General features: G+C 62.7%; 24 protein-coding genes and 1 tRNA gene. 6 read left to right on the top strand and 19 right to left on the bottom strand.

Features of this window, described 5'->3' with window-relative positions:
• Positions 1 to 162 precede the first annotated feature (162 nt).
• Together B7X90_RS05465 and B7X90_RS05460 are read left to right on the top strand one after the other, a co-directional pair.
• Positions 163 to 513: a hypothetical protein gene (locus B7X90_RS05465; protein WP_292622432.1), complete on the top strand. Its 351-nt coding sequence runs from the start codon at positions 163 to 165 to the stop codon at positions 511 to 513.
• Between the two features lie 170 nt (positions 514 to 683).
• Entirely contained in the window at positions 684 to 1,193 is a 510-nt protein-coding gene (locus B7X90_RS05460; RefSeq protein ID WP_292622430.1) for a MarR family transcriptional regulator, read from the top strand.
• 84 nt (positions 1,194 to 1,277) lie between these two features.
• On the opposite strand, the gene B7X90_RS05455 is transcribed toward B7X90_RS05460, so the two are convergent.
• A complete protein-coding gene (locus B7X90_RS05455; protein WP_292622428.1) occupies positions 1,278 to 1,964 on the bottom strand; it encodes an energy transducer TonB in 687 nt (228 codons plus the stop codon).
• A gap of 287 nt (positions 1,965 to 2,251) precedes the next feature.
• On the opposite strand from B7X90_RS05455, the gene B7X90_RS05450 reads away from it, so the two are divergent.
• Entirely contained in the window at positions 2,252 to 3,217 is a 966-nt protein-coding gene (locus tag B7X90_RS05450) for a sensor histidine kinase (protein ID WP_292622442.1), read from the top strand.
• A 4-nt stretch (positions 3,218 to 3,221) separates the two neighbouring features.
• Here the strand turns inward: B7X90_RS05450 and B7X90_RS05445 are convergent, their stop codons facing one another.
• Positions 3,222 to 3,812 (bottom strand): PAS domain-containing protein, encoded by a 591-nt coding sequence (locus tag B7X90_RS05445; RefSeq protein ID WP_292622426.1) that lies wholly within the window; start codon positions 3,810 to 3,812, stop codon positions 3,222 to 3,224.
• Between the two features lie 167 nt (positions 3,813 to 3,979).
• Here B7X90_RS05445 and folE point away from each other — a divergent pair, with 167 nt between their 5' ends.
• Genes folE through B7X90_RS05430 form a run of 3 tightly spaced genes read left to right on the top strand, consistent with a single transcriptional unit; the run spans position 3,980 to position 6,077 of the window.
• Positions 3,980 to 4,576 (top strand): GTP cyclohydrolase I FolE, encoded by a 597-nt coding sequence (folE, locus tag B7X90_RS05440; RefSeq protein ID WP_292622440.1) that lies wholly within the window; start codon positions 3,980 to 3,982, stop codon positions 4,574 to 4,576.
• 22 nt (positions 4,577 to 4,598) lie between these two features.
• A complete protein-coding gene (locus tag B7X90_RS05435; RefSeq protein ID WP_292622439.1) occupies positions 4,599 to 5,567 on the top strand; it encodes an FAD-dependent oxidoreductase in 969 nt (322 codons plus the stop codon).
• A gap of 33 nt (positions 5,568 to 5,600) precedes the next feature.
• The gene (locus B7X90_RS05430) at positions 5,601 to 6,077 is read left to right on the top strand and encodes a PaaI family thioesterase (protein WP_292622425.1); all 477 of its coding nucleotides are present in this window, start codon (positions 5,601 to 5,603) and stop codon (positions 6,075 to 6,077) included.
• Positions 6,078 to 6,079: 2 nt separating this feature from the next.
• Here the strand turns inward: B7X90_RS05430 and B7X90_RS05425 are convergent, their stop codons facing one another.
• From B7X90_RS05425 to murC, 17 genes are all read right to left on the bottom strand, one after another.
• Positions 6,080 to 6,496, bottom strand: coding sequence for a DUF805 domain-containing protein (locus B7X90_RS05425; RefSeq protein ID WP_292622423.1), 417 nt, complete (start codon positions 6,494 to 6,496; stop codon positions 6,080 to 6,082).
• Positions 6,497 to 6,546: 50 nt separating this feature from the next.
• A complete protein-coding gene (locus B7X90_RS05420; RefSeq protein ID WP_292622421.1) occupies positions 6,547 to 7,017 on the bottom strand; it encodes a DUF805 domain-containing protein in 471 nt (156 codons plus the stop codon).
• A 101-nt stretch (positions 7,018 to 7,118) separates the two neighbouring features.
• A complete protein-coding gene (locus B7X90_RS05415; RefSeq protein WP_292622420.1) occupies positions 7,119 to 8,039 on the bottom strand; it encodes an NAD-dependent epimerase/dehydratase family protein in 921 nt (306 codons plus the stop codon).
• Positions 8,039 to 9,172 (bottom strand): glutamate 5-kinase, encoded by a 1,134-nt coding sequence (gene proB / locus B7X90_RS05410; protein WP_292622419.1) that lies wholly within the window; start codon positions 9,170 to 9,172, stop codon positions 8,039 to 8,041. Before proB ends, B7X90_RS05415 begins: the two co-directional genes overlap by 1 nt.
• 152 nt (positions 9,173 to 9,324) lie before the next feature.
• The gene (obgE, locus tag B7X90_RS05405; protein ID WP_292622418.1) at positions 9,325 to 10,383 is read right to left on the bottom strand and encodes a GTPase ObgE; all 1,059 of its coding nucleotides are present in this window, start codon (positions 10,381 to 10,383) and stop codon (positions 9,325 to 9,327) included.
• 157 nt (positions 10,384 to 10,540) lie between these two features.
• Positions 10,541 to 10,616: transfer RNA gene (locus B7X90_RS05400), tRNA-Ala, on the bottom strand.
• Positions 10,617 to 10,733: 117 nt separating this feature from the next.
• Entirely contained in the window at positions 10,734 to 11,465 is a 732-nt protein-coding gene (locus B7X90_RS05395; protein WP_292622417.1) for a hypothetical protein, read from the bottom strand.
• A gap of 193 nt (positions 11,466 to 11,658) precedes the next feature.
• Positions 11,659 to 12,402 carry a Bax inhibitor-1/YccA family protein gene (locus tag B7X90_RS05390; protein ID WP_292622415.1) on the bottom strand — a complete coding sequence of 248 codons (744 nt, stop codon included), beginning with the start codon at positions 12,400 to 12,402 and terminating at the stop codon, positions 11,659 to 11,661.
• 123 nt (positions 12,403 to 12,525) lie between these two features.
• Entirely contained in the window at positions 12,526 to 13,332 is an 807-nt protein-coding gene (gene proC, locus B7X90_RS05385) for a pyrroline-5-carboxylate reductase (protein WP_292622413.1), read from the bottom strand.
• A gap of 81 nt (positions 13,333 to 13,413) precedes the next feature.
• Entirely contained in the window at positions 13,414 to 13,917 is a 504-nt protein-coding gene (locus tag B7X90_RS05380; RefSeq protein WP_292622412.1) for a YbjN domain-containing protein, read from the bottom strand.
• Between the two features lie 202 nt (positions 13,918 to 14,119).
• On the bottom strand, positions 14,120 to 16,195 hold the full coding sequence (locus B7X90_RS05375; RefSeq protein WP_292622411.1) for an SPOR domain-containing protein: 2,076 nt from the start codon (positions 16,193 to 16,195) through the stop codon (positions 14,120 to 14,122).
• 67 nt (positions 16,196 to 16,262) lie between these two features.
• Entirely contained in the window at positions 16,263 to 17,684 is a 1,422-nt protein-coding gene (gene ftsZ / locus B7X90_RS05370) for a cell division protein FtsZ (protein WP_292622410.1), read from the bottom strand.
• Between the two features lie 195 nt (positions 17,685 to 17,879).
• Positions 17,880 to 19,160 (bottom strand): cell division protein FtsA, encoded by a 1,281-nt coding sequence (ftsA, locus tag B7X90_RS05365; RefSeq protein ID WP_292622409.1) that lies wholly within the window; start codon positions 19,158 to 19,160, stop codon positions 17,880 to 17,882.
• Between the two features lie 9 nt (positions 19,161 to 19,169).
• The gene (locus tag B7X90_RS05360) at positions 19,170 to 20,135 is read right to left on the bottom strand and encodes an FtsQ-type POTRA domain-containing protein (protein WP_292622406.1); all 966 of its coding nucleotides are present in this window, start codon (positions 20,133 to 20,135) and stop codon (positions 19,170 to 19,172) included.
• Between the two features lie 3 nt (positions 20,136 to 20,138).
• The gene (locus tag B7X90_RS05355; RefSeq protein WP_292622405.1) at positions 20,139 to 21,080 is read right to left on the bottom strand and encodes a D-alanine--D-alanine ligase; all 942 of its coding nucleotides are present in this window, start codon (positions 21,078 to 21,080) and stop codon (positions 20,139 to 20,141) included.
• Positions 21,077 to 21,970: a UDP-N-acetylmuramate dehydrogenase gene (gene murB, locus B7X90_RS05350; protein WP_292622403.1), complete on the bottom strand. Its 894-nt coding sequence runs from the start codon at positions 21,968 to 21,970 to the stop codon at positions 21,077 to 21,079. Before murB ends, B7X90_RS05355 begins: the two co-directional genes overlap by 4 nt.
• On the bottom strand, positions 21,967 to 23,379 hold the full coding sequence (murC, locus tag B7X90_RS05345) for a UDP-N-acetylmuramate--L-alanine ligase (RefSeq protein WP_292622401.1): 1,413 nt from the start codon (positions 23,377 to 23,379) through the stop codon (positions 21,967 to 21,969). The genes murB and murC overlap by 4 nt, the downstream gene beginning before the upstream one ends.
• Positions 23,380 to 23,398: the final 19 nt, after the last annotated feature.

Here is a 23,398-nt window from a genome sequence, read left to right as displayed (position 1 = left end):
CCATAATCCCATCGTCAGCCTGCCCGCCGTGGCAGCCTGACCTGATCCCGATCCTACCTTGGATCGACGGCTCTTACACCACCCAGTGGGACACGACCTGCCGCCATTCTGGTCTTCGCCCTTTTGAAGGGCGAAGAACCGGAACGGCTTGTGGCAACGATCATGATTGCTGCAACAGGGCTGGATATCATCAATCATGCCTTGTTCGGCTATCCAGGGTTTTTCTCGATAAACCCCGGCCATCTGGTCATCGACACCTGGGTGATGATTGCACTCCTATGGGTTGCCTTGAGGGCAAACCGTGGATGGCCGATGATTGCCTGTGCCGCCCAGATCATCGTGATGGTCTCGCACGTATCGAAACTCGTTGATCTGTCGCTGGTACGATACGGCTATTTTGCGATGACTCAGCTTCCCGTGAGCATTCAAGGGCTGACGCTCTTCGCGGGCACGATAGCACACCTGAGACGGATCGGGCGCATTGGCCAATACCACGCCTGGCGCCTGACATGACCAAATACGGCCAACACCTCGCCTGATTGCATCAATGACCTTGGGGAAGGTCAATGCAGTCACCTTACCCATCTTGGAATGCCGGAACGGGGGCCATGCCTTTCGTGAACGGGAGACCTGTAGCCAACTGAATTCAACCAACTGGCCTTTACCATCTGGGGAGCACTTCAATGACTGTCCGTTCCATGCGCGCCACGATTGGCAGCGGCGACCAACCGGCTAACGGTAGTCGCGGCCACGCCCGTCTTGTCGAAACCGTTGCATCACCCGAAGCGATCGATACCGAGACGCTGACGCGCTACACCGCGATTGCGCGGGAGATCTATGCCGCCCGCCGCCGCCGCCACAAGGCACTGCCGGCCGACCTGTTTGGCGAACCGACGTGGGACATCCTGCTGGATCTGTACATCGCCGCGCGCGAAGATCGGCGTGTGCCCACCACGAGCGCGTGCATCGGCGCGCATGTTCCGCCGACCACGGCATTGCGCTGGTTGCGCATTCTGGAGGCGCGCGGCCTGGTAGAGCGCGAGGATGACGGCCGTGATGGGCGGCGCACGTTTGTGTGCCTGACCTTCCGAGGGCTGGCAGCCATGGATCAGACGCTGGAAATGCTTGGCCGTTCTATCGTCAACGTCGTTGAAAGCACGTCTTTGCTGCGCAAAGCCGATGGCGACGCCTGACAAATGAGATTTACCTGATCCCCGGAAGGCCGAGCGGAATTGCACCCCCCGCCCGGCCGACCGTGGTCCTATCAGAATAAGGCTCTATTCCGGCAAAACCCAGCGGACTGCGCTGGCATAGCTGCCCGACATCGGCATACCATCGCTGCCCAGCGCGGGGATGAACCGAGCGCGCGCGGTTACTTTCGCGCATGTTGCCGCATCCAGATCGGGTGACCCGCTCGATGCGGTGATCTCACACCCTGTCACTTTGCCATCCATGCCGACAGACAACCTGAACCGCGTGGTGCCTTCGCGCTCCTCGCGGATAGCTGCCGTAGGATAATCGCGGTCCGATACCCATGACCCGGGGGCAGACTTTGGTGCGGCACTGCGGGTGGTAAACAACGGCTTCGGCGCTGGCGGCGTGCCCAAGTCTGTCGGCAATCCGCTTGGTAGGCCAGACGGAAGTACCGGGACAATCTCAACCGGCACGAGGCCAATCGCGGGATCGAGCGGCGCAAGCGTAATCTCGCTCCGAGGTGCCAGAATGCGGCTGGTGTCGGGCTTCGCCACTGGCGCCTGATCGGTTGGCGGCGGAGGCAGCGGCGCAATGGGTGTGATCTTCACCTCGTCCTTCCACTGCTGCGCGACGAGTGTATCGCGCATGATGTTGACGACACCCCCGGCAAAGCCCGAAGCGATGGCCCAGAATGCGGCACCGTGCAGCAATCCGACCGCCACGAGCGCCTGCGCGCGGCGTTTTGACTGGTTTTCCATTGCATATGTCATTGGCAAACCTCTTCCGTTGCCGACGCCCCATTGCTTGGCGGGCCGTCCCGGATGAGGGTGCCCCGTTGCAGGGCGTTCGGTATCAACAGCAACTATATCATCTTGACCTCGCCCGCCACACTAATCTCAACCATTTTGATTGAAAGTTTTCCGAAGTCACGGAAATGGTGACGAAATTCAGCGATATTCCTTGAATTTATGGCAGTAGGCCGGTTACAATCTCCGAAACGGATAATTACATGATGCCGGGTTGAAATCGCGCCATCAGGAGACAGTTTTTGCTGGATATGAAACTGTCGAAGGGCGCGCCCATGCGCGCGCTGGTCGAGCGGGACCGCTCGATGGCGGAATCACTGCTATGGTGCACGGGGCTGCTGGTTGTACCGATTGCGCTCCGATCAAGCGTCGATCGCGGGGTACCGGGGTTGCCGTTCCTGACCTTCTGGCCAAGTCTTGTAATCGCCTCGTTGGCGTTACGGGCGCGATATGCAGCAATTTTTGCACTGATCGCGGCGATGGTATCGCAGCGGCTATTTGGCGGAGGCGCGTGGTTCAGGGATGTGAACACGCTGCGAGTGGTATTTTTCGGCCTGTTTGCAATGTCGGCGGCGATGATCATCACCACCGGTGCATTGCTGCGGCGGTCAGTGCGGGCGCTGGCCGCATTAAGCGAACAGCAGGAGATCTATAACCGCGAGCTGCGCCACCGTGTGCGCAATATGCTCACACTGATTCAGGCGATCGCTTCACGCGGGCCGAAGGCAGCGTCGCCGATGGATTTCTTCAAGGAATTCAGTCAGCGGATCGAGGGTCTGGCTGCAGCGAGCGATCTGTTGCAGATCGGAGCCGAGGCTGAGGGGCGTTTGCCGCAACTGGCACAGCAGACGCTCGCCCCGTTTGACCGCAACGGCCGGATCAGGATGTCAGGGGAGCCATGTCTCCTACCGACGGAAAGCTGCATTCCGCTGATCATGGCACTGCACGAGTTGAGCACCAACGCGGTCAAGCATGGCGCGCTTTCAAACGAGCGTGGACACGTGGACCTGACGTGGTTCATCGGGCCGGATGAATCGACGCTATACTTGCTGTGGGCCGAAAAGGACGGCCCGCCTGTCACCCCGCCCGCGCGCGATGGGCTGGGCACGCGGCTGTTGATGGCGCAACCGGGAATTGCGGCGGTAGACCTCAACTTTGATCCGGGTGGCGCGTGGTGCGAGTTTCGGATCGAGGGTGCCAAGCCCCTACTCGGCTGAAGTTCTAGAAGCCTGCTTCGATAGCGACGCGAATGGCGTCGGCGCTGGTTTTCACATCAAGGCCCTTGAGCACAGCGGAGCGATGCATCTTGACCGTGCGTTCGCTCAAAGACAGTTCGTAGGCGATCTGTTTGTTCAGCTTTCCGGCGGCCATCAAGATCAGAATTTCCTTCTGGCGGCGGCTGAGGCGTTCGACGCGGGTCGCAGCATCATTGCGGCGCAGGTCATTGGCCTGCCCCTGATCCTCGGCGATTTCGACCTGCGAACCCAGGAAGTATTCCACCTCCCCTTCGGCATCGAAAATGGGGGCAACCATGACCGCGTTGCGGAAGCGGGTGCCGTCCTTCTTGTAGTTGACGATTTCAACCATGACCGGCTGCTTGCGGAAAATGCCTTCGCGCAAGATGCGGGCTTTGTCGTCCTCTGTGCCGGTGCCACGCAGGAAGCGGCAGTTGCGACCGATGATTTCCTCACGCGGGTATCCGGTCAGATCGACAAATGCATCATTGCAGGCAATGATCGGGTTATCCGGCAGGCGCGGATTGCTGATGACGGCGGCCGTCGGGCTGGAACTGATCATCTCGGATATCGACATGCGGCTCATATACGCACTTTGCGGCAGGTTTCCAATCCGTGCCCTTTGGTCCGGGTTGTTCCGAGCCGGACCTGAGCGCATCCGGTCATCATTCAGACATACTTGAGCCAGCCGGAGCGCATCAGCCGATGAACGTCTACTCCCCTTCCATTGCCGCATCGACCGGCATGGCCGATGTCACCGGTGAAGATGGCAAGCTGATCGTGCCCGACGACGTGCAGGAAGCGATCCGCACGCTGCTGCGCTGGTCAGGCGACGAACCGACCCGTGAAGGCCTGATCGACACGCCCAAGCGCGTGGCGCGGGCATGGCGCGAATATTGCCGGGGCTATGCCGAAGACCCCGGCGCGCATCTTTCGCGCACGTTCGAGGAAGTGGGCGGCTATGACGAGGTTGTGCTGTTGCGCGACATCCCGTTCCAAAGCCATTGCGAACACCACATGGCACCAATCACGGGCACGGCCTCCATTGCCTATCTGCCGAAGGACCGCGTGGTTGGCATTTCAAAGCTGGCGCGTGTGCTGCACGGCTTTGCCAGCCGATTGCAGGTGCAGGAGAGGCTGACCGCCGAAGTGGCGCAGTGCATTCAGAAGCATTTGCAGCCGCATGGCGTGGCTGTGGTGATCGAAGCGCAGCATGGCTGCATGACTGGGCGCGGCGTGCGCACGCATGGGGTGGGTATGGTGACGAGCCGGATGCTCGGATGCTTTCTGAACGATGCCAGCAGCCGCAAGGAAGTTCTGGCGCTTATGGGACGTGGCTGACGCCCCGAAAAAGATCATGAAAATGCATGTTGCCATTGTTGGCGCGGGGATGTCCGGTCTCTCGTGCGCCGCCCAACTCATTCGTGCCGGACACACGGTTGCGCTTTTCGACAAGGCGCGCGGCCCCGGTGGGCGCATGTCCACGCGTCGCATGGCTACCCCACTGGGCGAAGCGCATTTCGATCATGGTGCGCAATACTTCACGGTGCGCGATCCGGCTTTCATGGCGCAAGTGGCGCGCTGGTCTGCCAGCGGCGTGGCTGCGCCGTGGCCTGCTGCGGGCACCGGCGCATGGGTTGGTGTGCCGACGATGAACGCGGTCGTTAGGGAGATGGCCGACCAGCATGATGTGACGTTCGGCTGGCATGTACGCGGGTTGGTGCGGCGCGAGGGCGACTGGCATCTGGCCGGCGAGACGGGCGATGGAGAGCGGTCGCAGAAAGGGCCGTTCGATGCGGTGGTGGTTTCGCTGCCACCCGAACAGGCTTCGGCTATCGTCGCGTTGCACGACCTTTCGCTGGCGTCCACCGCGCTTGCCGCGCGATCACAGCCATGCTGGACGGGCATGTTTGCCTTTGAAGATCGACTGCCTTGCAAGGCCGATACGGTGCGTGAGGCCGGGTTGATCAGTTGGGCCGCGCGCAACGGGGCAAAACCAGGGCGCAAGGGGCCGGAGACGTGGGTGGTTCAAGCCAGTCCGCATTGGTCCACGCAGCATATCGAAGACGGTGCCGATGCCGTGGCGCAAGCCTTGCTGGCCGCGCTGGGCGAGGCGCTGGGGATGGTGCTGCCAACGCCGGTTGTGGCCTCGGCCCACCGCTGGCGCTATGCCATGTCGACCGGCAGCAATCTGGGGGCGCTGTGGAGCCCTCAGTCGAAGATCGGCATTTGCGGCGATTGGCTGCTGGGTCCGCGCGTGGAGAACGCCTGGATTTCGGGCCGCACGCTCGCCACACAGATGATGGCGCGCACACCGCAGGAAGTTGCCTAGACAGCGCTTCAACTGTCCGGTTAAAGCAGGTCCATGAGCAAAAGTGACGAGGCCCCGATCCGGGGCCGTTTTGAACCGGTGGCCGATGGGGCTTGGGGTGGCTGGTGGACGTGGTCTGGCCACGATCCGTTTGAGGATGGCGTTGGCCCGTTCTTTGTAAAGCGCGATGAACGCGGGATCGTGACCGGATTCCGGCCTGAGGCGAAGAACCTCAACGGCCATGGCATTGTCCATGGCGGGTCATTGATGACCTTTGCTGACTTTTCGCTGTTCATGGTGGCGGCATCGGGCGGGGACGAAGTGTCGGGCGTGACCGTGACAATGAACTGCGAATTCGTGAGCGGCGCGAAGGCTGGTGACCTGCTGACCGCGCGCGGCGAATGTGTGCGGGCGGGAGGGAGCCTTGTGTTTGCGCGCGGCACGATCCTGCGCGTGGATGCGGATGGCACAGAAGAAGCGGTGCTGAGCTTTTCCGGGACGATCAAGCGGGCGAAGCGGACTTCGCACTGAAGTCAGGAAAAAACGTCAGCTGGTGTCGGGTTCTTGGGATCAGGGCCAAAACGGTTGGGGCCGCGTGTGCCTTCGAGGCACATCAGCACGAGAATGGCGAACCAGCCGAGGAACGGGATGAGCCACAGCAGGAGCAGCCAGCCGGTGCGGTCCTGATCGTGCAGGCGGCGCACCGAAACGGCGAGGCCGGGGATCAGGCTGGCCAGCCAGAACAGGCTGCCGATCCAGCTGCCCGCGCCGACAAGCCGCGTGCCATAGACAAACGCCCCGCCCCCGCTTTCCACATCATTGGTGCCGAACACGATGTTCAGCGCCACCATGATGAGGAAATAGAACAGCGCAAAGCTCCAGTATTCGCGGCGGCGTGAGCGGCCGGAAAATTCGGCATAGCGGCGGTAGGGCAAGGTCATCCAGTTCATGGCGCGCTCCGGCGTATTGGCGCGACCCCGAAAGGCCGCGCCGGATCGAGTCAGCCGAACACGTCGTAACCGACGGGGTTCTTGGGATCATCGCCGAAGCGGTTCATGCCGGTGGTGCCGGGCAGGCACATCAGCACAAGGAATCCGAGGCTGATAAGACCGCCGATCACCGGGATCGCTCCGCCAAGGATGAACCCCAGATACCACCAGCCCGACATGTCACGATCATGCAGGCGGCGCACGCCGACGGCGATGGACGGGATGAAACTGGCCAGTGCGAAGATGCCAAGCAAACCTGCACCGAGCCAGAACAGCGGGTTGAATTCAGGAGCCGCGACAGGAAGGCCATCCGGTTCGGGAATCCCGGCTGTCAAAGCCGCCATCCCGCCGCCTGCCAGCATCAGCCCCGCGCAGACCATGTAAACAAGAAACATGAACAGCGCGAACATCCAGTATTCTTTGCGCCGCGCACGGCCAGAAAACTGTGCATAGCGCCGGTACGGCATCAGCATCCATTCCATCAAACTTCCCCCTCGACAGACAGTGAGAAGGCCAAGTCACCACGGATTGCGTGCCGCTGCAAGCGCGTGGCGTCACTTTGGAGCAGTTATTTGGAACGTCACTACTTGAGCCAGCGCGCGGCGAGATACCACGCGGCTGTGGCGTGCAGGCCCATGCGGGTTTCGACTTGCGGCGTCCAGATATGGGGCGGCAGCTGCATCCCCTCGCCCACGCGCCAATCGGGGTGGCACATGTAGCCAACGCGATCGAGCGTGAGTTTTGCGCCCTTCCCCCGAAAGCGGACATCGAGCTTTGCGCCGAGGCGCAGCATTCCTGCGGGCAGGTTGATGGGGGTGACACGCTTGCCCACGGCCATGCCAATGGCTTTGGCGATATCGTTGTGACTCCAGCCGCCGGGAGTGCCGTCGTCCGGCTCGAAGGTCATGTGCGTCACGTCTTCGCTGCCGGGGATCAATGCTAGAAGCAAGCGCGCGAGATCGTTGACGTGAATGAGTGAGGCGTGGCCCTTTGGCGGGACGGGCAACACGCCGTACCTTGCGGCCTTGAACATTTCGAGCGTGTCGGTGTCCCGTGGGCCGTAGACCCAGGGCGGGCGCACCACAGTCCAATCGAGGCTGCTGGCCTTGACGATCCTTTCGCCACGCAGCTTGGACCGGCCATAGACAGACAGGTCCGGCTCGCGCGCGGAGAGCGAGGACACATGGACGAAGCGCGGGACGCCTGCATTGAGCGCGGCGTTGACCACGTTGAGCGTGCCCCAGACGTTGCCGTCCTCAAAACCTTGCGGGTCTGGCGCGTTGACCACCCCTGCGATGTGAAGAACCACGCTGGCCCGCCCAACGAGGCGCTGGAGCGCACGCTTGTCGTCCAGATCGCCCTGTACCCATTCCACTCCGGCGCGGGCTTCCTGTGGACGGCGGGCAAGTGCGCGGACCTCGATCCCGGCGCGGGCGGCGTAATCCAGCACGGCTTGCCCGACGAAGCCGGTCGCCCCGGTGATCGCCAGCAGTTCTGCGGGCATTAAAGCAGCACCATCTGGTCACGATGGATCAGAGCGGAACGGGGGGCATAGCCTAGCAGCGCTTCGTGCTCGCGGCTGTGATGCCCTTTGAGCGCGAGGCATTCGGCGGCGTCATATTCGGAGAGGCCACGCGCGAGGGTCTGACCATCGGGCGCGACAACGGCAATGGCATCGCCGCGCTGGAAATCGCCATCGACAGCGGTGATTCCGGCTGCGAGCAGGCTGGAGCCACGGGTAAGCGCGGCAGCGGCACCGGCATCGACGTGGACGCTTCCGCGCATCCGCATCCGCCCGCCGAGCCACGCCTTGCGCGCCTGCTTGCGCCCGCGTGGGAGGAAAAGCGTGCCGCGATCTGCGGTAATGGCGGCGCTGATGGGGGAGACAGGCTGGCCGTCGATGATGGCCAGCGCCATGCCCGCGAGTTCGGCGATTTCGGCGGCTTGCAGTTTGGAGGTCATTCCGCCCGAACCGAGGCCGGAAGAAGAACCGCCAGTGGCCATCGCGTGAATTTCTGGCGTGACGCCGCGCACCACGGGGATGCGGGTGGCTCCCGCTTGGCGAGGATCGCGATCATACAACCCGTCAATGTCGGAGAGGAGGAGGACACCAGAGGCATTTGCGGCCTGCCCTACACGCGCTGCGAGGCGGTCGTTATCGCCAAAGCGGATTTCCTGCGTGGCGACAGAGTCGTTCTCGTTGATGACCGGGACAGCGCCTGCGGCCAAAAGGGTGCCGAGCGTGGCGGTGGCGTTGAGGTAGCGACGGCGATCTTCGAGATCCTCCAGTGTGAGCAGGATCTGCGCGGCAGTGAGGCCGTGTGTGCCGAGCAGTTCGGCCCAGAGGCCCGCGAGCGCGATCTGGCCGACCGAGGCTGCGGCCTGCGCGTCCGAAAGGCTGCCGCGCCCACCCTTGGCCAAGCCCAGCTTGCGCGCCCCCAAGGCGATAGCCCCGGAGGAGACGACGATGACTTCCTGCCCAGTTGCGCGCGCAGCAGCGATTTCGGCGACGAGCGCGGTGAGCCATTCGCGGCGGGGGGCACCATCCTTGCCCACAAGCAACGCCGAGCCAACCTTTACCACGAGGCGCGGGCAGGTGGTGGCGTCGGTCAGATGGGCAAGCTGGCTGATATGCATGGGAGCCGCTTAGGGTATTTGTGACAGTGCGTGAAGGGTTGCCGGTCGGATATGTGGGGCGTTGTGGCGTTACACATCCGTCCTTCGACAAGCTCAGGACAAGCGGGCTTGAGGGTGTTTCCCCAGCCGCTCATGCTGAGCTTGTCGAAGCATCAGATTGGCGACCAGGGCTTTTCGTCGTCGCCATCCTCGACCTGGCCCGTCGGGCGTTCGGTGATGGTGGCTTGCGGGAGGTAGCCGAGCACGGCGTCCATCAGGGCGTCCATGCCTTTGCCGGTTGCGCCGGAGATCGGATAGACCTTGTCGGCACCGGCGGCGATGAGTTCCTTGCTGAAGGCCTTCACCAGTTCTGCGTCGACAAGGTCGATCTTGTTGAGCGCGATCAGGCGGGGCTTTTCGTCAAGGCCAGAGCCATAGGCTTCGAGTTCGCCTTCGACGATGTGCATGGCTTCGGTGGGGTCGGTTTCGCTGTGAATGTCGATCAGGTGGATCAGCACGCGGCAGCGTTCGATATGGCCGAGGAAGCGATCACCGATGCCCGCGCCATCTGCCGCGCCTTCGATCAGGCCGGGGATGTCGGCCAGCACGAATTCACGATTGCGATGCCATACCACGCCAAGTTGCGGACGCAGTGTGGTGAAGGCGTATTCACCGACTTTGGCCTTGGTGTTTGTGATCTGGTTGATGAAGGTGGACTTGCCCGCATTCGGCAGGCCAACAAGGCCGGCATCGGCCAGCAGTTTAAGCCGCAGCCAGACGTACATTTCCTCACCGGGCCAGCCAGGACCATGCTGGCGCGGGGCGCGGTTGGTCGAAGTCTTGTACGAAGCATTGCCCCGCCCGCCATCGCCGCCGCGCAGCAGGACGACCTGCTGACCGACTTCGGTAAGGTCGAGCAGGACAGTCTCACGGTCATCGTCGAGCACCTGCGTACCGACGGGAACCTTGATCACCAGATCCTCGCCCCCTGCCCCGGTGCGGTTGGAGCCAGCGCCACCGTGGCCGCGTTGGGCCTTGAAATGCTGGGTATAGCGGAAGTCGATCAAAGTGTTCAGACCGGCGACGGCTTCGAAAATGATGTCGCCACCCTTGCCGCCGTTGCCGCCGTTGGGGCCGCCGTACTCTTCGTACTTCTCACGACGGAAGCTGACGGCACCAGGGCCGCCTTGCCCTGAGCGAATGAAAATCTTGGCCTGATCGAGAAAATGCATACGGGTAACTGATCCAACTGGCGCCACAAAACGTGACTGACAGGCCCGAAGCAAATGCAACATCGCGCCCCGGAGCGAGCCTTTTACCCGTTCATGGAGAGCTTGTAACGTCGAACCGCAAGGCGCCTGCCTGATCAGGCGGTTCGATGATACCTAGTGGTGGAGCCGAGGGGGATCGAACCCCTGACCTCGTCATTGCGAACGACGCGCTCTCCCATCTGAGCTACGGCCCCGTTCCGGGTATCGCCCATCGGACGCACACAAGGCACGCCAACGGAAGCGCCGCCATTAGCGCAGCGCTTCCGGCCTGCAAAGACCTATTGTTCAGATTCTTTGCGGCGTGCCGCGGTTCAGTTGCCAGCGCCTGCGGAGCTTTGCATCGATACACCCGGCACTGTGACGGCGGGCTGTGCCGTTGTTACCGGCTGACCATACTGCGCCTGCCAGATCGCCAGATCGTTACGATAGACTTCGTAGCGACGGTAGAAATCGTCGAACACCACTTCGATACTGGGAAGGCTTCGAGCAGCGAAGGCTTCAAGTTCGGCAGATTTCACCGCAGCACCATCGCGTGTGACTGCCCCCACAGCGTCACAAAAGTCATGGAGAGTCGGCGGCAGCGCGAAGTGGTTGTAAACCGATGTCATGTAGGCTTCACGCGGGGCGATGAACTTTGCGCCGTGCTTGGCCCTGAATTCGGCGTCGACTTTTTTGTTGGTTGCCGTCAGCGTCTTGGCGTGAGCGGTCAGGAACGTCTTGTAGCGCGGCAGAATATCAGCGTGTTGCGGCTTGCTGCAGTTGAGCGCAGCAACGTTATAGGCCGAACGCAGGTTCCACAGCATCTGTGCGGGGCTGATGTCGCGGTTGATCGAATAGCGCAGGCCATTGGCGTCTGCGGGCGGAATGCGCAGATTGTCAGAAGCACCATTGGGTGCCCGCGGCTTTGGCGGGATGACGACCACCTTGGGCGGCGGCGGGGGCGGCGGCGGAGGTGGCGGAGGCGGCGCAGCACAGGATGCAAGGCCGATGGCCAAGACGGTGGTCAGGGCAGTTGGCGCGATAACGCGCCGGAACTCGAACATCGGCATTCCCCCAAGGAATTCGATTATTGAACAATCCGATTTTCAGCAGTGAAGCTTGAACCGCGGAACATTGCTGCAAGATGAAGGGACATTAGCGCGAATGTGCGCAAATGAGAATCCCCCACGCAAAGAAAACCCGGCGAGCCGTTGCGGCCCGCCGGGCAATCTTGTTCAGCCCAATTGCTTCAGCAGATCAGCGGCGTTCGCCCATGAACTGCAGCAGGAACTGGAACATGTTGATGAAATCAAGGTAGAGGCTCAGCGCGCCGAGCACGACGGCCTTGCCCGCGAAATCCGTGCCTGCAACGTAGGCATACTGTTCCTTGAGACGCTGCGTATCATAGGCGGTGAGGCCAGCGAAGATCAGCACGCCAAGGAAGCTGATCGCGAGTGCCAAGCCTGACGACTGCAGGAACATGTTGAGCACCATTGCAATCAGCAGGCCGACTACGCCCATGATCAAGAACGTACCCATGCCGGACAGGTCCTTCTTGGTGGTATAGCCATAGAGGCTAAGACCCGCAAAAGCACCCGCCGTAGCGAAGAACGTTACAGCGATCGAGGTGCCGGTGTAGACCAGAAAGATGGTCGACATCGACAGGCCCATTGCCACGGCAAAGCCCCAGAACATGCCCTGAAGCGCCGTGGTGGAAAACTTGTTCGCCCCAAAGCTCATGAACATCACGAATGCCAGAGGTGCCAGGATGATCAGCCACTTGAGCGGCGTGCCCATGACAGCCTGCGTCATGCCCGAAGTGGCAAACAGCAGCGCGACGATGCCCGAAAGCATGACGCCCGAGGCCATGTAGTTGTAGATCGACAGCATGTGACGGCGCAGACCCGCGTCGAACACTTCGCCGCGTGTGGAAGCGCCAGAAAGGCTCGGAGACGCGCCGAAACCCGTCCCGTTGGGCCGAGGGTCGTTCCAATTTGCCATTTTCAAAGCTCCGTTATGTGGCCCCAATGACCACGTAAACGGAATATCGGCGCTTTGGGTTCCGCTTTCAAGCGAAACCGGTGCCAGAGGCGACCAATCATTTGTAACGAATTGTTGCGGCGATCAGGTTTTGGCCCGCGCCTGCTCGGTCATCTCGGCGCTACGGTCCTTTGCACCGCGCAAAGTATCGGTCATCAGCGAGACCAGTCGGGCGTCCTTGTCGAGCACATCGATGCCGACCTGGGTGACGCCGCCGGGGCTGGCAACGCGGCGCGCGAGTTCGCCGGGACTGTGTTCGGACGCGGCGGCGAGCATCGCTGCGCCTTCGACCATCGACAGCGCCAACCGGTCTGCCTGTTCGCGCGGAAGGCCGAGTGCCGCAGCCCCTTGTGCCAGTGCATCGATCACGCGGTAGACGAAGGCGGGGCCTGATCCCGCGAGGGCGGTGACCAGGTCCATCTGATCTTCCGCGCTCAGCCATTCAGCCTGACCGAGTGGAGCCATCAGTGCATCGACCTGTGCGCTAGCGGCTTCATCGGCCTCCCCGACCAGCGCGATGGGCGATTTGCCGAGCGCGGCGGCGAGGTTTGGCATCACGCGGACGATCGCGCGCGCATCGGGGAACGCGCTGCGCAGGGTGGCCAGATCGACTCCTGCGAGGATCGAGAGCAGCAGGGTGTCCGGGCCAACGAACGGGCGCACCGTCGTCGCCGCATCGGGCAACTGCTGTGGCTTAAAGCCCAACAGGACGACATCGAATGCCCCCTCGCCCTGCGGCGCGGCGTGGAGGAGACGGACGCCTTGCGGTGCGGCTTCGAGATAGGGATCGACGATGGTGAAGGTCTCAGGCGCCATGCCGCCAGCCAACCAGCCTTTGAGCATGGCCCCGCCCATGTTGCCGCAGCCGAACTGGAGGAAGGTCTTGGTCATGGGCTGTTATCCTTGAGTCGCTCAACGCTGCTCAATGCCCATCAGCCACGCTTCCGGCAAGCGGTCTTGGCAGGGAGTCGCTCACGCCTCTCCGGCCGCATCCACCATGGCACTGGCAAGGGCTTCAGCGGGAGACTTGTCGCCCCACATGATGAACTGGAAGGCGGGGTAAAAGCGGTCGCATTCATCCACCGCTGCCTCGATCGCGGCCTGCGCCTGACCGATGCTGAGCAGGCCTTCGTCGCCCAGCATGAGGCCGTGGCGATAGAGCAGGACCGCGCCATTTGACCAGATATCGAAGTGGCCGATCCAAACCTGCTCGTTGATCAGGGCCATCAGTTCGAAAACCGCCGACTTCTTGTCATCGGGAATGCGGATATCGGGCAGGCACAGGATCTGGAGCACGTGATCTTCGACACGCCAGATCGCGCGGAGCTGATAGTTTGCCCATGATCCCTGGATTTCGCCAGTGACTTCATCGTCCGAGACGAATTCGCACGGCCAGCCGCGCGCTTCGAACAGCGATGCGATCATGTCAACGGGCGCAGCCTCCTCGCGCTCGTTATCGTCATGACCGGTCCGCATCGTCCGTCCCCTGAACACTTGATCGGGCCTCCTAGGCTGGTCGGCCCGGACGGGACGAAATGTCCTGCCTGCTGCTCACACCGTCAATGGGGGTTAACACCCCTTGCCGACAATCGTGGGTTAACAGGCGGTTGGGCAAAACTCGATAAGCTTGTGGGAAAGCTGTGGACAAGGAGTGAACAACCACCCTTGCCCGAGGCCCCTATTTCAGGGCCAAAGTATCGACCGCTTGCCCCGCCGGGCTGGTCCACTGGAAGCTTGAAACGCCGTCCTTGCTGAGTTTGGTGACGAAATCCTGTGCTGCTGCCTCGCTTTCAAACGGACCGGTGAGCAGCCGGAAATTGCTGCGCCAGGGGGAAAGGTATGGCTTGCGGCTGCGCAGGAGGGTTGGCGCTACTTTCACCAAGCGGCGCCATTCGTTGTCCATCACGCCCTTGTTTGCACCGGTAAGCACCTGCACCCAGATGCGGCTGGGGTGACTGGGTGGAGCCTTCTTGGCCTTTGCGTCCTTGGCCGCCTTTGCATCTTTTGCTGCCTTTGCGCTTGCCTTGGCGTCCTTGGGAGCGGCCTTTTCGGCTTCCTTGGCGGGCGTGCGTGAGACGTCGGTCGGCCCATCGGGGCGTTCACCGCGCGGATCGGGCTTTGGCGCAGGCTTGGGCGGCAGGCGCGTGATATCGACGGCGGCGACGGTGGCGGCCCTCTCTTCCGCTGGCGGCTCGAACGTCTTGAACAACGATGCGAAATCCACAGGGCGTGCAGGTTCGGGCGATTGTGCCGGAGGTGGCGCTGGCGTTGGCGTTGGCGTTGGCACTGGCGTTGGCGTAGCAGACTGGGCAAATGTTGCACCGGCCGATGTGTAGGCAGGCGCAGAGGGAGCAGGCGCTGGCGGCGGCAGGGCAGCAGTCTGCGTGGAGGCCGGTGGTGTCGCGGCCATAGGGGTTGCAGTTGTCGGCGATGTCGTGACGGTTGTGCTGCCAACTTGTGCGAGATTGAAGCTGCTTGGTGCCGGGGCAGGCTGGCTGGCCCGCGGTGTAGCAGCGGGCGGCGTCGCCATCGCTGCGGTGCGAATTGGTGGGACGGTCGCTGCTGGCGCGCTCTGCGCCACTGCTGGCGTGGATGCGGATGGACGGATCGGCGGCACTGGCGGGCGCTGTGCGCCGGGTGGGACATCAAGCGCCGACAGCACTGGTGGACGTTGCTGCGTGCTGGGCGGCGTTTTGGGCGGCGTGGTCGTTTTGGTCGGCGCTGGTTGCGGGGCCGCGGCGGCAGGAACGGTAGCACGTTGAGTGGCCTGTGCCAGCACCGTCTTTTCGTCGCTTTTGCCCGGACGGCGGCGCTTTTCCCGGCTGGGCTTTTCGGATTTTGACGCTGAGGATGGACCAAGCGGCGCTCCCGCCGGGATCAGGCCTGCTTCGGCAACGCGGGGCGCGCGCGGGTTGAGCGCAGCGTATTGCACCACGCGCGGATCATCGCGCCCCATATCTGCTGCGCGCGGGAAGCGTCCGAAGTTGGCGGCCGCAGCCTGCTGTGACGGAGTCAGCCGGGGCATGAAACGCAGATACGGCGCGATGCCCGAAGCGAGATCCTGTGGCATAGAGGCGTAAGCGATAGCCACTGCCTCGTCCGCACCATCAGTGACGGCCATCGCGAACGTGCGGGTACGCCAGGCGGCACGGTCCTGCTTTTCGATCAGCGGAGCGAGCAGCGTTTCAGCACCGCGCCGGTCACCGGAAATCGCGAGGCTCATGGCGAAACGGCGCGTGATCTCGTCATTGGGGCCACGGCTGAGGGCAACCTGATACCAGCGCTGGGCACGGCCATTGTCACCCACCAGATCGTAGGCCAACGCCCTTTCAGCGGCCATGGCGAAAGTATCACCCCCCGCGCGCTCGGCTTCGTCGAAGGCACGGATGGCCTCGACGGGTCTTTCAGCGGCGAGGTGCGCCTTGCCGAGCAGGGACTTGGTGCGGGCATTACCGGGTTGCACTTCATCGGCACGGGTCAGGAAGCCGATGGCGGCATCGCTGTCACCCAATTTGAGCGCTGCTTCGGCGGCATCGGACAGCGCAGAAACGTTGCGCGGATCAGTCGCAAGGCGGGCCAACGCAGCGTTGAGTTCGCTGCTGGGACTGGGCGCTGTGGACTGCACAACCGGGCGCGATATGGTGGCAGGAGCGGCCTGTGCCATCACGGCAGGGGCAAGCGCATGGGAAGAGACTGCGGCAAGCAGCAACGAGACGGCGAGGCACGAGCCTTGCGCGTATGGGAAGCGATTCATCATCCTGCCGCGCTCAATACATCATTATGGATGAAGCGGCGGCAACATGTACCGCCGCTCATCGCATTTACTGGTTATTCTGCCGCCCAAGGAAGCGCGGAATGTTGAGCGAGCCGCCCTCATCACCGTCATCATCTTCGGGGCGGTTGCCACGGGACAGGTTTGCCATGCGTTCGAACAAGGTGCTGCCGCCAGCGGCCTTCGCCGGGGCCGATTCTTCTGTCCGACTCAGGCGTGGCATAGCGGGTTCTGGCGCAGCCTGAGGATCGCCAAGCAGCAGTTCATCAGACGGCGGCGCGACCGGCTCTTCCTGCGAAGATGTCAAATCGAGCGTCAGATCAAACGGTTCCGGCTCGGGTGCCGACACAGGTTCTGCCGGGGGGACAAAAGCAGCAGGAGCAGGCTCAGGCTGCGCAGGCGGCGGTGTAAAAACCGGTGCCGCGGGTGCAGCCGAAGGAACGGCAGGCCCGCGCGACGTGCCGGGGATCGACACAGGACGCGAGGCGATTTCTGCCTGTTCGTTGCTCTGTTCGATGCCGGTAGCGACCACGGAGACGCGGATCTTGCCATCGAGATCGGGATTGAAAGCAGAGCCCCAGATGATGTTGGCGTTGGGATCGACGAGTTCACGGATGTGGTTGGCGGCTTCGTCAACCTCAAGCAGCTTCATGTCATCGCCGCCGATGATCGAGATGATGACGCCCTTGGCACCTGCCATCGACACGCCATCGAGCAGCGGGTTGGCAATGGCGCGTTCGGCAGCTTCGAGCGCGCGGTTGGGGCCTTCCCCCTCACCCGTCCCCATCATCGCCTTGCCCATTTCCCCCATGACCGAGCGCACGTCGGCGAAGTCGAGGTTGATGAGACCGGGCATGACCATCAAATCGGTGATCGAACGCACGCCCTGCTGCAGCACTTCGTCGGCCAGCTGGAACGCTTCCTTGAAGGTCGTTTCGGCCTTCGCCACCAGGAACAGATTCTGGTTGGGAATGACGATCAGCGTGTCGACGTGCTTCTGCAGTTCCTCGATACCCGAATCCGCAGCGCGCATCCGGCGCGTGCCTTCGAACAGGAACGGCTTGGTAACGACGCCGACGGTCAGCACCCCCTTGCGGCGGGCCGCTTCAGCGATGACAGGAGCGGCGCCGGTGCCGGTGCCCCCGCCCATGCCCGCTGCGATGAACACCATGTGCACACCGTCCAGAGCCCGCTCGATTTCCTCAAGCGTTTCTTCGGCGGCGGCGCGGCCCACTTCGGGACGGGCGCCTGCGCCAAGGCCCTGCGTGATATCAGGCCCCAACTGGATACGGGTTTCGGCGATAGCGTTGTTGAGCGCCTGCGCATCGGTGTTGACGACGATGAATTCGACGCCTTCGATCTGCGCGTTGATCATGTTGGCGATGGCATTGCCGCCTGCGCCACCGACCCCGATCACCGTGATGCGGGGCCGAAGCTCGTCAATGGCCGGCGGTCCGATGTTGATGCTCATAGTCGGTCTCCCAAGCGGGTCGCTGCTTTTGCCGAGGGCCGTTTCCGACCTTTGGCACGATTGGACAATTTCACATTAACCTGTTGCACAAGCAGGCTCATCGAATCAAAGGCCCCACAACCTTTTCCACAGGTTGCAGCACTATGACGGTCAATGTTTCCGGCCATTTCGAGCCGGAACGGTGGAAAACTCCGTTCAGAAGTAATCTTTTACGGCGCGGGCCAGCCGATTGAGCAGACCAACGCCCTTGTAGGAACCATCCGGCGTGTAGGCCGGGCCAACGCTGCGAATGTCGACCGGATCGGCAGCCGCAAAGAGCACGAGGCCGACCAAAGTCGTGGAACTTGGAGTCGCGTGGCCGGGAGGAAGGCCTACCATCGTTGGTGGAGAGCCGATGCGGACCGGGCGACCGAGCGCGGATTGCGCATAGTCGGCAAGGCCGGGAAGCTGTGCGCCGCCGCCAGTGAGGACGACCTGCTGCCCCGTTTGGCCAACAAAGCCCATCGCTTTGAGCGCCTTTGACACTTCTTCTGTGAAGAAGCCCAGTTGCTGTGTGATGACCGAGATCAGTTCGGCGCGGGGAATGCGATTCTTGTCATCGGCATGGCGCGCCACGGGGCCGCCTTCGGGATCGCCCGGCGCATTGACCGGGATCATCTCGCGGTGATCGGCAGGGCTGGCGATCGCCGAACCGGACATGCATTTGAGGCGTTCGGCCTGATAGCGGCGAATGCCGAAGGCCGAAGCGATGGCATCGGTAATGTCGCCCGAACCATACTGGATAACCTGCATTCCGAGCAGCATTCCAGCGGCGTGGACCGAAACTGTGGTCACTTCCGCGCCGAATTCTACTAGCGCGACGCCAAGCTCGCGCTCTTCGGGCGTCAGGCAGGCGTGGCCCGCAGCGATGGGTGAGCCAACCACGGCTTCTACATCGAGATGCGCGTTCTGCACCGCCTCGCGGATATTACGGATGGGTGCGCCATCGGCCAGCATGACGTGGATGTCGACCGCGAGCCGTTCGGCATGGAGGCCCTTGGGATTGGGCACGCCGTGTGCGCCATCCAATGTATAGTGTGCAGGCTGGGCGTGGAGGACGGTGCGGCCATCGGGTTCGATCACTTCACGCCCGGCGACCAGCAGGTGCTCGATATCGTCCTGTTCGATGCGGCGACCGCCGATGTCGACTTCAACCTTGGCGGTGGTGCTGCCAAGGCCAGCGCCCGAACAACCGATCCACACTTTCTGGATGCCAATGTTGGCCATCTTTTCAGCACGTTCGATCGCATCGCGGACCGAATGCGTGGCGGCCTGCATATCGGTGATGTAGCCGCGCTTGATCCCTTGTGCTGCGCGGTGGCCCGAACCGAGCACGACCATCTCGCCAGTTTCCGACAGGCCTGCGATCATCGCTGACACGCGGAAAGAGCCGATATTGACGGCTGCAAAAACCTTGGTGATGCGCGGCGTGGCCATGTGGTGCGATCAGCCCTCGTCAGCGCGGGCGGCGGCGGCGATGCGCTTGGCTTCGGCTTTCGCCTGCGCGGCGGCGCGCTTTTCTTCGGCCTGCTCTTCGGCGTGGCCCGGTACGCGCATGTAAATGCGGTCGCCAGCGCGCATGTCGAACGCGGCAACCTTGCCACCGAGCAGGCGATTGACGCCATCCATGCGGGCAAAGCTGAGCAAGGCGCCTGCCGACTTTTCGTCGCCCTCGGGCAGGACGAGGATTTGGCCGGTCTTGAAGGTCAGGTTCCAACGGCGGTTGCCGACCCATTCGGCTTCGGCAACTTGCGGCTTCAGCGCAGGGGCGGCATCGAGCAGGTGCGTGAGATCCTGCACGCGCTTGCCCACGCCCAAGCCTGTGAGGACGAGCATACCCTTGGCGCGATCAGGTTTGACCGTTTCGAGTTCAGCCCCGGTATCGTCGATCAGCACCAGCCGGTCAGGCTTGCGCAGCACCGCGTGGGGGCTGCGTTCGACAATGTCGATCACCAGCGTATCGGGAAGTTTGCGGGAAACCCGCGCATCCTTGACCCACGAGATGGCGTTCAATTCATCGCGCAGCGCGGCAAGATTGAGCGTGGTCATCGCACGATCGTTCTGGCCGAGGATCTTTTCGTAGATCTTCTGCTCGTTCATGCGGTTTACGCCGCGCACTTCGAGGTGGCTGACCTTGAAGCCCGCATCCGATGCGATGAGCGCGGCCTGCTCAGATGCAAGCGCGGGAACGCCTGCCAAGACCGCAACGGTCCAGACGATGGCCACGGTTACGCCAAGGATCAGCAACATCACGATGCGGTGCAGCGTCTCTTCGCTGAACGGCATCCACACCATCACGCTGTCGAGCAGCGAACCGGTCTGCTTGCGCGCAGTCTGGACCTTGCGCTGCGTTGTGCGCGCTGCTGCCGCGCGCCGCACACCCTTTCCGCCTCGCTTGATCGTCTGCGCCATGATTCAGGCCTTTCCTGCGTCCTGAAGAGCCTCGGCGATGATTGCCTCGACCAGATCGGGATAGTCCATGCCCAGCGCGCGGGCCTGTTCAGGCACGAGGCTGAGCGGGGTCATACCGGGCTGGGTGTTCACTTCGAGCAGAAACAGCCCTTCGACGCCCTGTTGATCATCCCAGCGGAAGTCCGAGCGGCTCGTGCCCTTGCAACCGAGCAACTGGTGCGCGCGCAGGGCAATCTGCTTGCACGCCTCGGTGATTTCGTCGGGGATTTCGGCCGGGCAGATGTGGTCGGTCATGCCATCGGTGTACTTGGCATCGAAATCGTAGAAGCCGGACTTGGGCCGCAGTTCGGTAACGAGCAGCGCGCGGTCTCCGATGACGGCTGTGGTCAGTTCGAGGCCACGGATAAAGGGTTCGGCCAGAAGCTGGTCGAATTCCTGCCACGGGCCTTTGCTGTCCGCGCTGATCGGGTTGCCATAGTTGCCATCTGCGGTGACGATGGCGACGCCGACCGAGGAGCCTTCGTTCACAGGCTTGAGCACATAAGGACGCGGGAGTGGGTCGGCCTTGTAGAGGTCTTCCGTCTTGACCATGCGCCCGCCCGGCATGGGGATGCCGTGGGGGACGAGTGCGAGCTTGGTCAGTTCCTTGTCGATGGCGATGACCGACGTGGCAAGACCGGAGTGGGTGTAGGTCAGGCCCATGATGTCCATCAGGCCCTGAATCGTCCCGTCCTCGCCCGGCGTGCCATGGAGCGCGTTGAACACGACATCGGGCTTTGCTTCGGACAGACGCAGCGCAACGTCGTGGTCCATGTCGATGCGGGTGACCTTGTGGCCCTTGGATTCAAGCGCCTTGGCCACGCCCTCGCCCGACATGAGCGAGACCGGACGCTCGCTCGACCAGCCGCCCATCAGCACGGCTACGTGAAGTTTAGGGAGAGTCACTTGCGGCCGATCCTTTTGATTTCCCATTCGAGGTCCACGCCTGCGCTGTCTTTCACGCGGCGGCGGACTTCCTCGCCCAGTTCCTCGATTTCGGCGCTGGTGGCAGTGCCGGTGTTGATGAGGAAGTTGGTGTGCTTTTCACTGACTTGTGCGCCACCGATGGTCAGCCCTCGGCAACCGGCCTTGTCGACCAGTTCCCAAGCCTTTGCGCCATCAGGGTTCTTGAAGGTGGAGCCGCCGGTTTTGGAGCGCAGCGGTTGCGAGGCTTCGCGCGCGGCGCTGATGCGGTCCATTTCGGTCTGGATCGCTTGCGGATCGCCAGGTTCACCCCGGAAGCGTGCGGCGACGACGACGCAGCCATCGGTGAGATCCGAGTGGCGGTAAGTGTAGCCGAGTTCGCTCAAGGGCAGCGTGGCGATTTCGCCCGAGCGGATCACGACGTCGCAATCGATCAGCACGTCCTTGACCTCACGGCCATAGGCCCCACCATTCATGCGCACGAAACCGCCGACTGTGCCGGGGATCGAGCGGAGGAACTCCAGACCTGCAATGCCGTTGTCCCGCGCTGTTGAGGAGACGAGAATGCCGCTGGCACCGCCGCCGCAATTGAGTGTGGTTTCATCGACTCGCTCGACCTTGGCGAAGGCCTTGCCGAGGCGAATGACCACGCCGGGGACGCCGCCATCGCGGACGATCAGGTTGGAGCCGAGGCCGAGCGCCATGACCGGGACGTCAGGGGCGAGGTTGCCAAGGAAATCCTGCAGGTCGGCCACGTCCTTCGGCTCGAACAGCCAGTCGGCAGTGCCGCCGGACTTGAACCAGACCAGTGGGGCAAGCGGGGCGTTGGGCGTGAGCTTGCCGCGAACCTGCGGCAGCGCGATGGTTGTCACCCCTGCCCCCTCTCAGCCGCAATCGCATCGGCCAGCCCTGCGGCCCACTTGGTGATGTCGCCCGCGCCAAGGCAGACGACCATGTCACCCGGCTGCACGGTGGCAGCGAGTTCCTGCGCGAGCGCCTCCGGCCCGGCGATCAGATGCGCGCTGCGGTGGCCGCGCGCCTTGATGCCTTCGACCATGGCGGCGCTGTCCACGCCTTCGATGGGTTGTTCACCCGCAGGGTAAACCGGCGCGGCATAGACCACGTCGGCATCGTTGAACGCACCCTGGAAGTCTTCCATGTGATCGCGCAAGCGCGTGAAGCGGTGCGGCTGGACCACGGCGATCACGCGGTTCTGTACGCCTTCGCGCGCGGCGGCGAGGACGGCGCGGATTTCAACCGGGTGGTGGCCGTAGTCGTCGATAATCGTAGCACCGGCCACTTCGCCTACCTTTGTGAAGCGGCGCTTGACCCCGCCGAACTTGGCAAAGCCGGTGCAGATCAGTTCGTCCGATACGCCCATTTCTGCTGCGACGGCCACGGCGGCGAGCGCGTTCTGGACGTTGTGGCGGCCGGGCATCGGCAGTTCGAGGCCCTCGATTCGGCGGAACGAACCATCGCGCTGGCGCAGCAGCACATCGAAGCGATTGCCGCCGGGGATCGGCGTCACAGCCTCACCGCGCACATCTGCCTGTGCGGAGAAGCCATAGGTAACCACACGGCGGTCCCGCACTTTGGGGATGATAGCCTGAACTTCCGGGTGATCGATGCACAGCATGGCGGCGCCATAGAACGGCACGTTTTCAATAAATTCGACGAAGGCAGACTTCACTTTTTCGAAGCTGCCGTAGTGATCGAGATGTTCGGGATCGATGTTGGTGACGACCGCCAGCGTGCCATCGAGCCGCAGGAACGAACCGTCGCTCTCGTCAGCCTCGACCACCATCCAGTCGCTGTCACCCAGACGGGCGTTCGAGCCGTAAGAGTTGATGATGCCGCCGTTGATCACGGTGGGGTCCACCCCGCCTGCATCGAGCAGGCAGGCGATCATCGAGGTGGTGGTGGTCTTTCCGTGCGTACCCGCCACCGCAACGGTGCTTTTCAGGCGCATCAGTTCGGCCAGCATTTCGGCACGGCGGACGACCGGGATACGGTTTTCAAGCGCGGCGACGACTTCAGGATTGTCACGCTTCACGGCGGTGGACGTGACGACCACAGCCACGCCATCGACGTTTTCGGTCTTCTGGCCGATCAGCACCTTGATGCCACGCTTGCGCAGGCCATCGACGACATAGCTTTCGGCCATGTCAGAGCCCTGCACCGCATAGCCCATGTTGTGCATGACTTCGGCAATGCCGGACATGCCGATGCCGCCGATGCCGACGAAGTGGATCGTCCCGATTTCGGTGCCGACACCTTTCACTTTGCATCTCCGGTTGTGC

The sequence above is a fragment of the Novosphingobium sp. 17-62-19 genome, from assembly GCF_002256775.1.
GTDB lineage: Bacteria > Pseudomonadota > Alphaproteobacteria > Sphingomonadales > Sphingomonadaceae > Novosphingobium.
This window is presented reverse-complemented; position numbering and strand designations above follow the sequence as displayed.

Bases quoted from the DNA above. Each gene is read 5' to 3' on its own strand.
- B7X90_RS05395 (WP_292622417.1), bottom strand. From the start codon at position 11,465: ATGTTCGAGTTCCGGCGCGTTATCGCGCCAACTGCCCTGACCACCGTC.
- B7X90_RS05465 (WP_292622432.1), top strand. From the start codon at position 163: ATGATTGCTGCAACAGGGCTGGATATCATCAATCATGCCTTGTTCGGC.
- B7X90_RS05375 (WP_292622411.1), bottom strand. From the start codon at position 16,195: ATGAATCGCTTCCCATACGCGCAAGGCTCGTGCCTCGCCGTCTCGTTG.
- B7X90_RS05430 (WP_292622425.1), top strand. From the start codon at position 5,601: ATGAGCAAAAGTGACGAGGCCCCGATCCGGGGCCGTTTTGAACCGGTG.
- B7X90_RS05360 (WP_292622406.1), bottom strand. From the start codon at position 20,135: ATGGCGCAGACGATCAAGCGAGGCGGAAAGGGTGTGCGGCGCGCGGCA.
- proC (WP_292622413.1), bottom strand. From the start codon at position 13,332: ATGACCAAGACCTTCCTCCAGTTCGGCTGCGGCAACATGGGCGGGGCC.
- folE (WP_292622440.1), top strand. From the start codon at position 3,980: ATGGCCGATGTCACCGGTGAAGATGGCAAGCTGATCGTGCCCGACGAC.
- obgE (WP_292622418.1), bottom strand. From the start codon at position 10,383: ATGCATTTTCTCGATCAGGCCAAGATTTTCATTCGCTCAGGGCAAGGC.
- B7X90_RS05445 (WP_292622426.1), bottom strand. From the start codon at position 3,812: ATGTCGATATCCGAGATGATCAGTTCCAGCCCGACGGCCGCCGTCATC.
- B7X90_RS05420 (WP_292622421.1), bottom strand. From the start codon at position 7,017: ATGGAATGGATGCTGATGCCGTACCGGCGCTATGCACAGTTTTCTGGC.
- B7X90_RS05460 (WP_292622430.1), top strand. From the start codon at position 684: ATGACTGTCCGTTCCATGCGCGCCACGATTGGCAGCGGCGACCAACCG.
- B7X90_RS05455 (WP_292622428.1), bottom strand. From the start codon at position 1,964: ATGACATATGCAATGGAAAACCAGTCAAAACGCCGCGCGCAGGCGCTC.
- B7X90_RS05435 (WP_292622439.1), top strand. From the start codon at position 4,599: ATGCATGTTGCCATTGTTGGCGCGGGGATGTCCGGTCTCTCGTGCGCC.
- B7X90_RS05450 (WP_292622442.1), top strand. From the start codon at position 2,252: ATGAAACTGTCGAAGGGCGCGCCCATGCGCGCGCTGGTCGAGCGGGAC.
- B7X90_RS05390 (WP_292622415.1), bottom strand. From the start codon at position 12,402: ATGGCAAATTGGAACGACCCTCGGCCCAACGGGACGGGTTTCGGCGCG.
- B7X90_RS05415 (WP_292622420.1), bottom strand. From the start codon at position 8,039: ATGCCCGCAGAACTGCTGGCGATCACCGGGGCGACCGGCTTCGTCGGG.
- ftsZ (WP_292622410.1), bottom strand. From the start codon at position 17,684: ATGAGCATCAACATCGGACCGCCGGCCATTGACGAGCTTCGGCCCCGC.
- ftsA (WP_292622409.1), bottom strand. From the start codon at position 19,160: ATGGCCACGCCGCGCATCACCAAGGTTTTTGCAGCCGTCAATATCGGC.
- proB (WP_292622419.1), bottom strand. From the start codon at position 9,172: ATGCATATCAGCCAGCTTGCCCATCTGACCGACGCCACCACCTGCCCG.
- B7X90_RS05380 (WP_292622412.1), bottom strand. From the start codon at position 13,917: ATGCGGACCGGTCATGACGATAACGAGCGCGAGGAGGCTGCGCCCGTT.
- B7X90_RS05425 (WP_292622423.1), bottom strand. From the start codon at position 6,496: ATGAACTGGATGACCTTGCCCTACCGCCGCTATGCCGAATTTTCCGGC.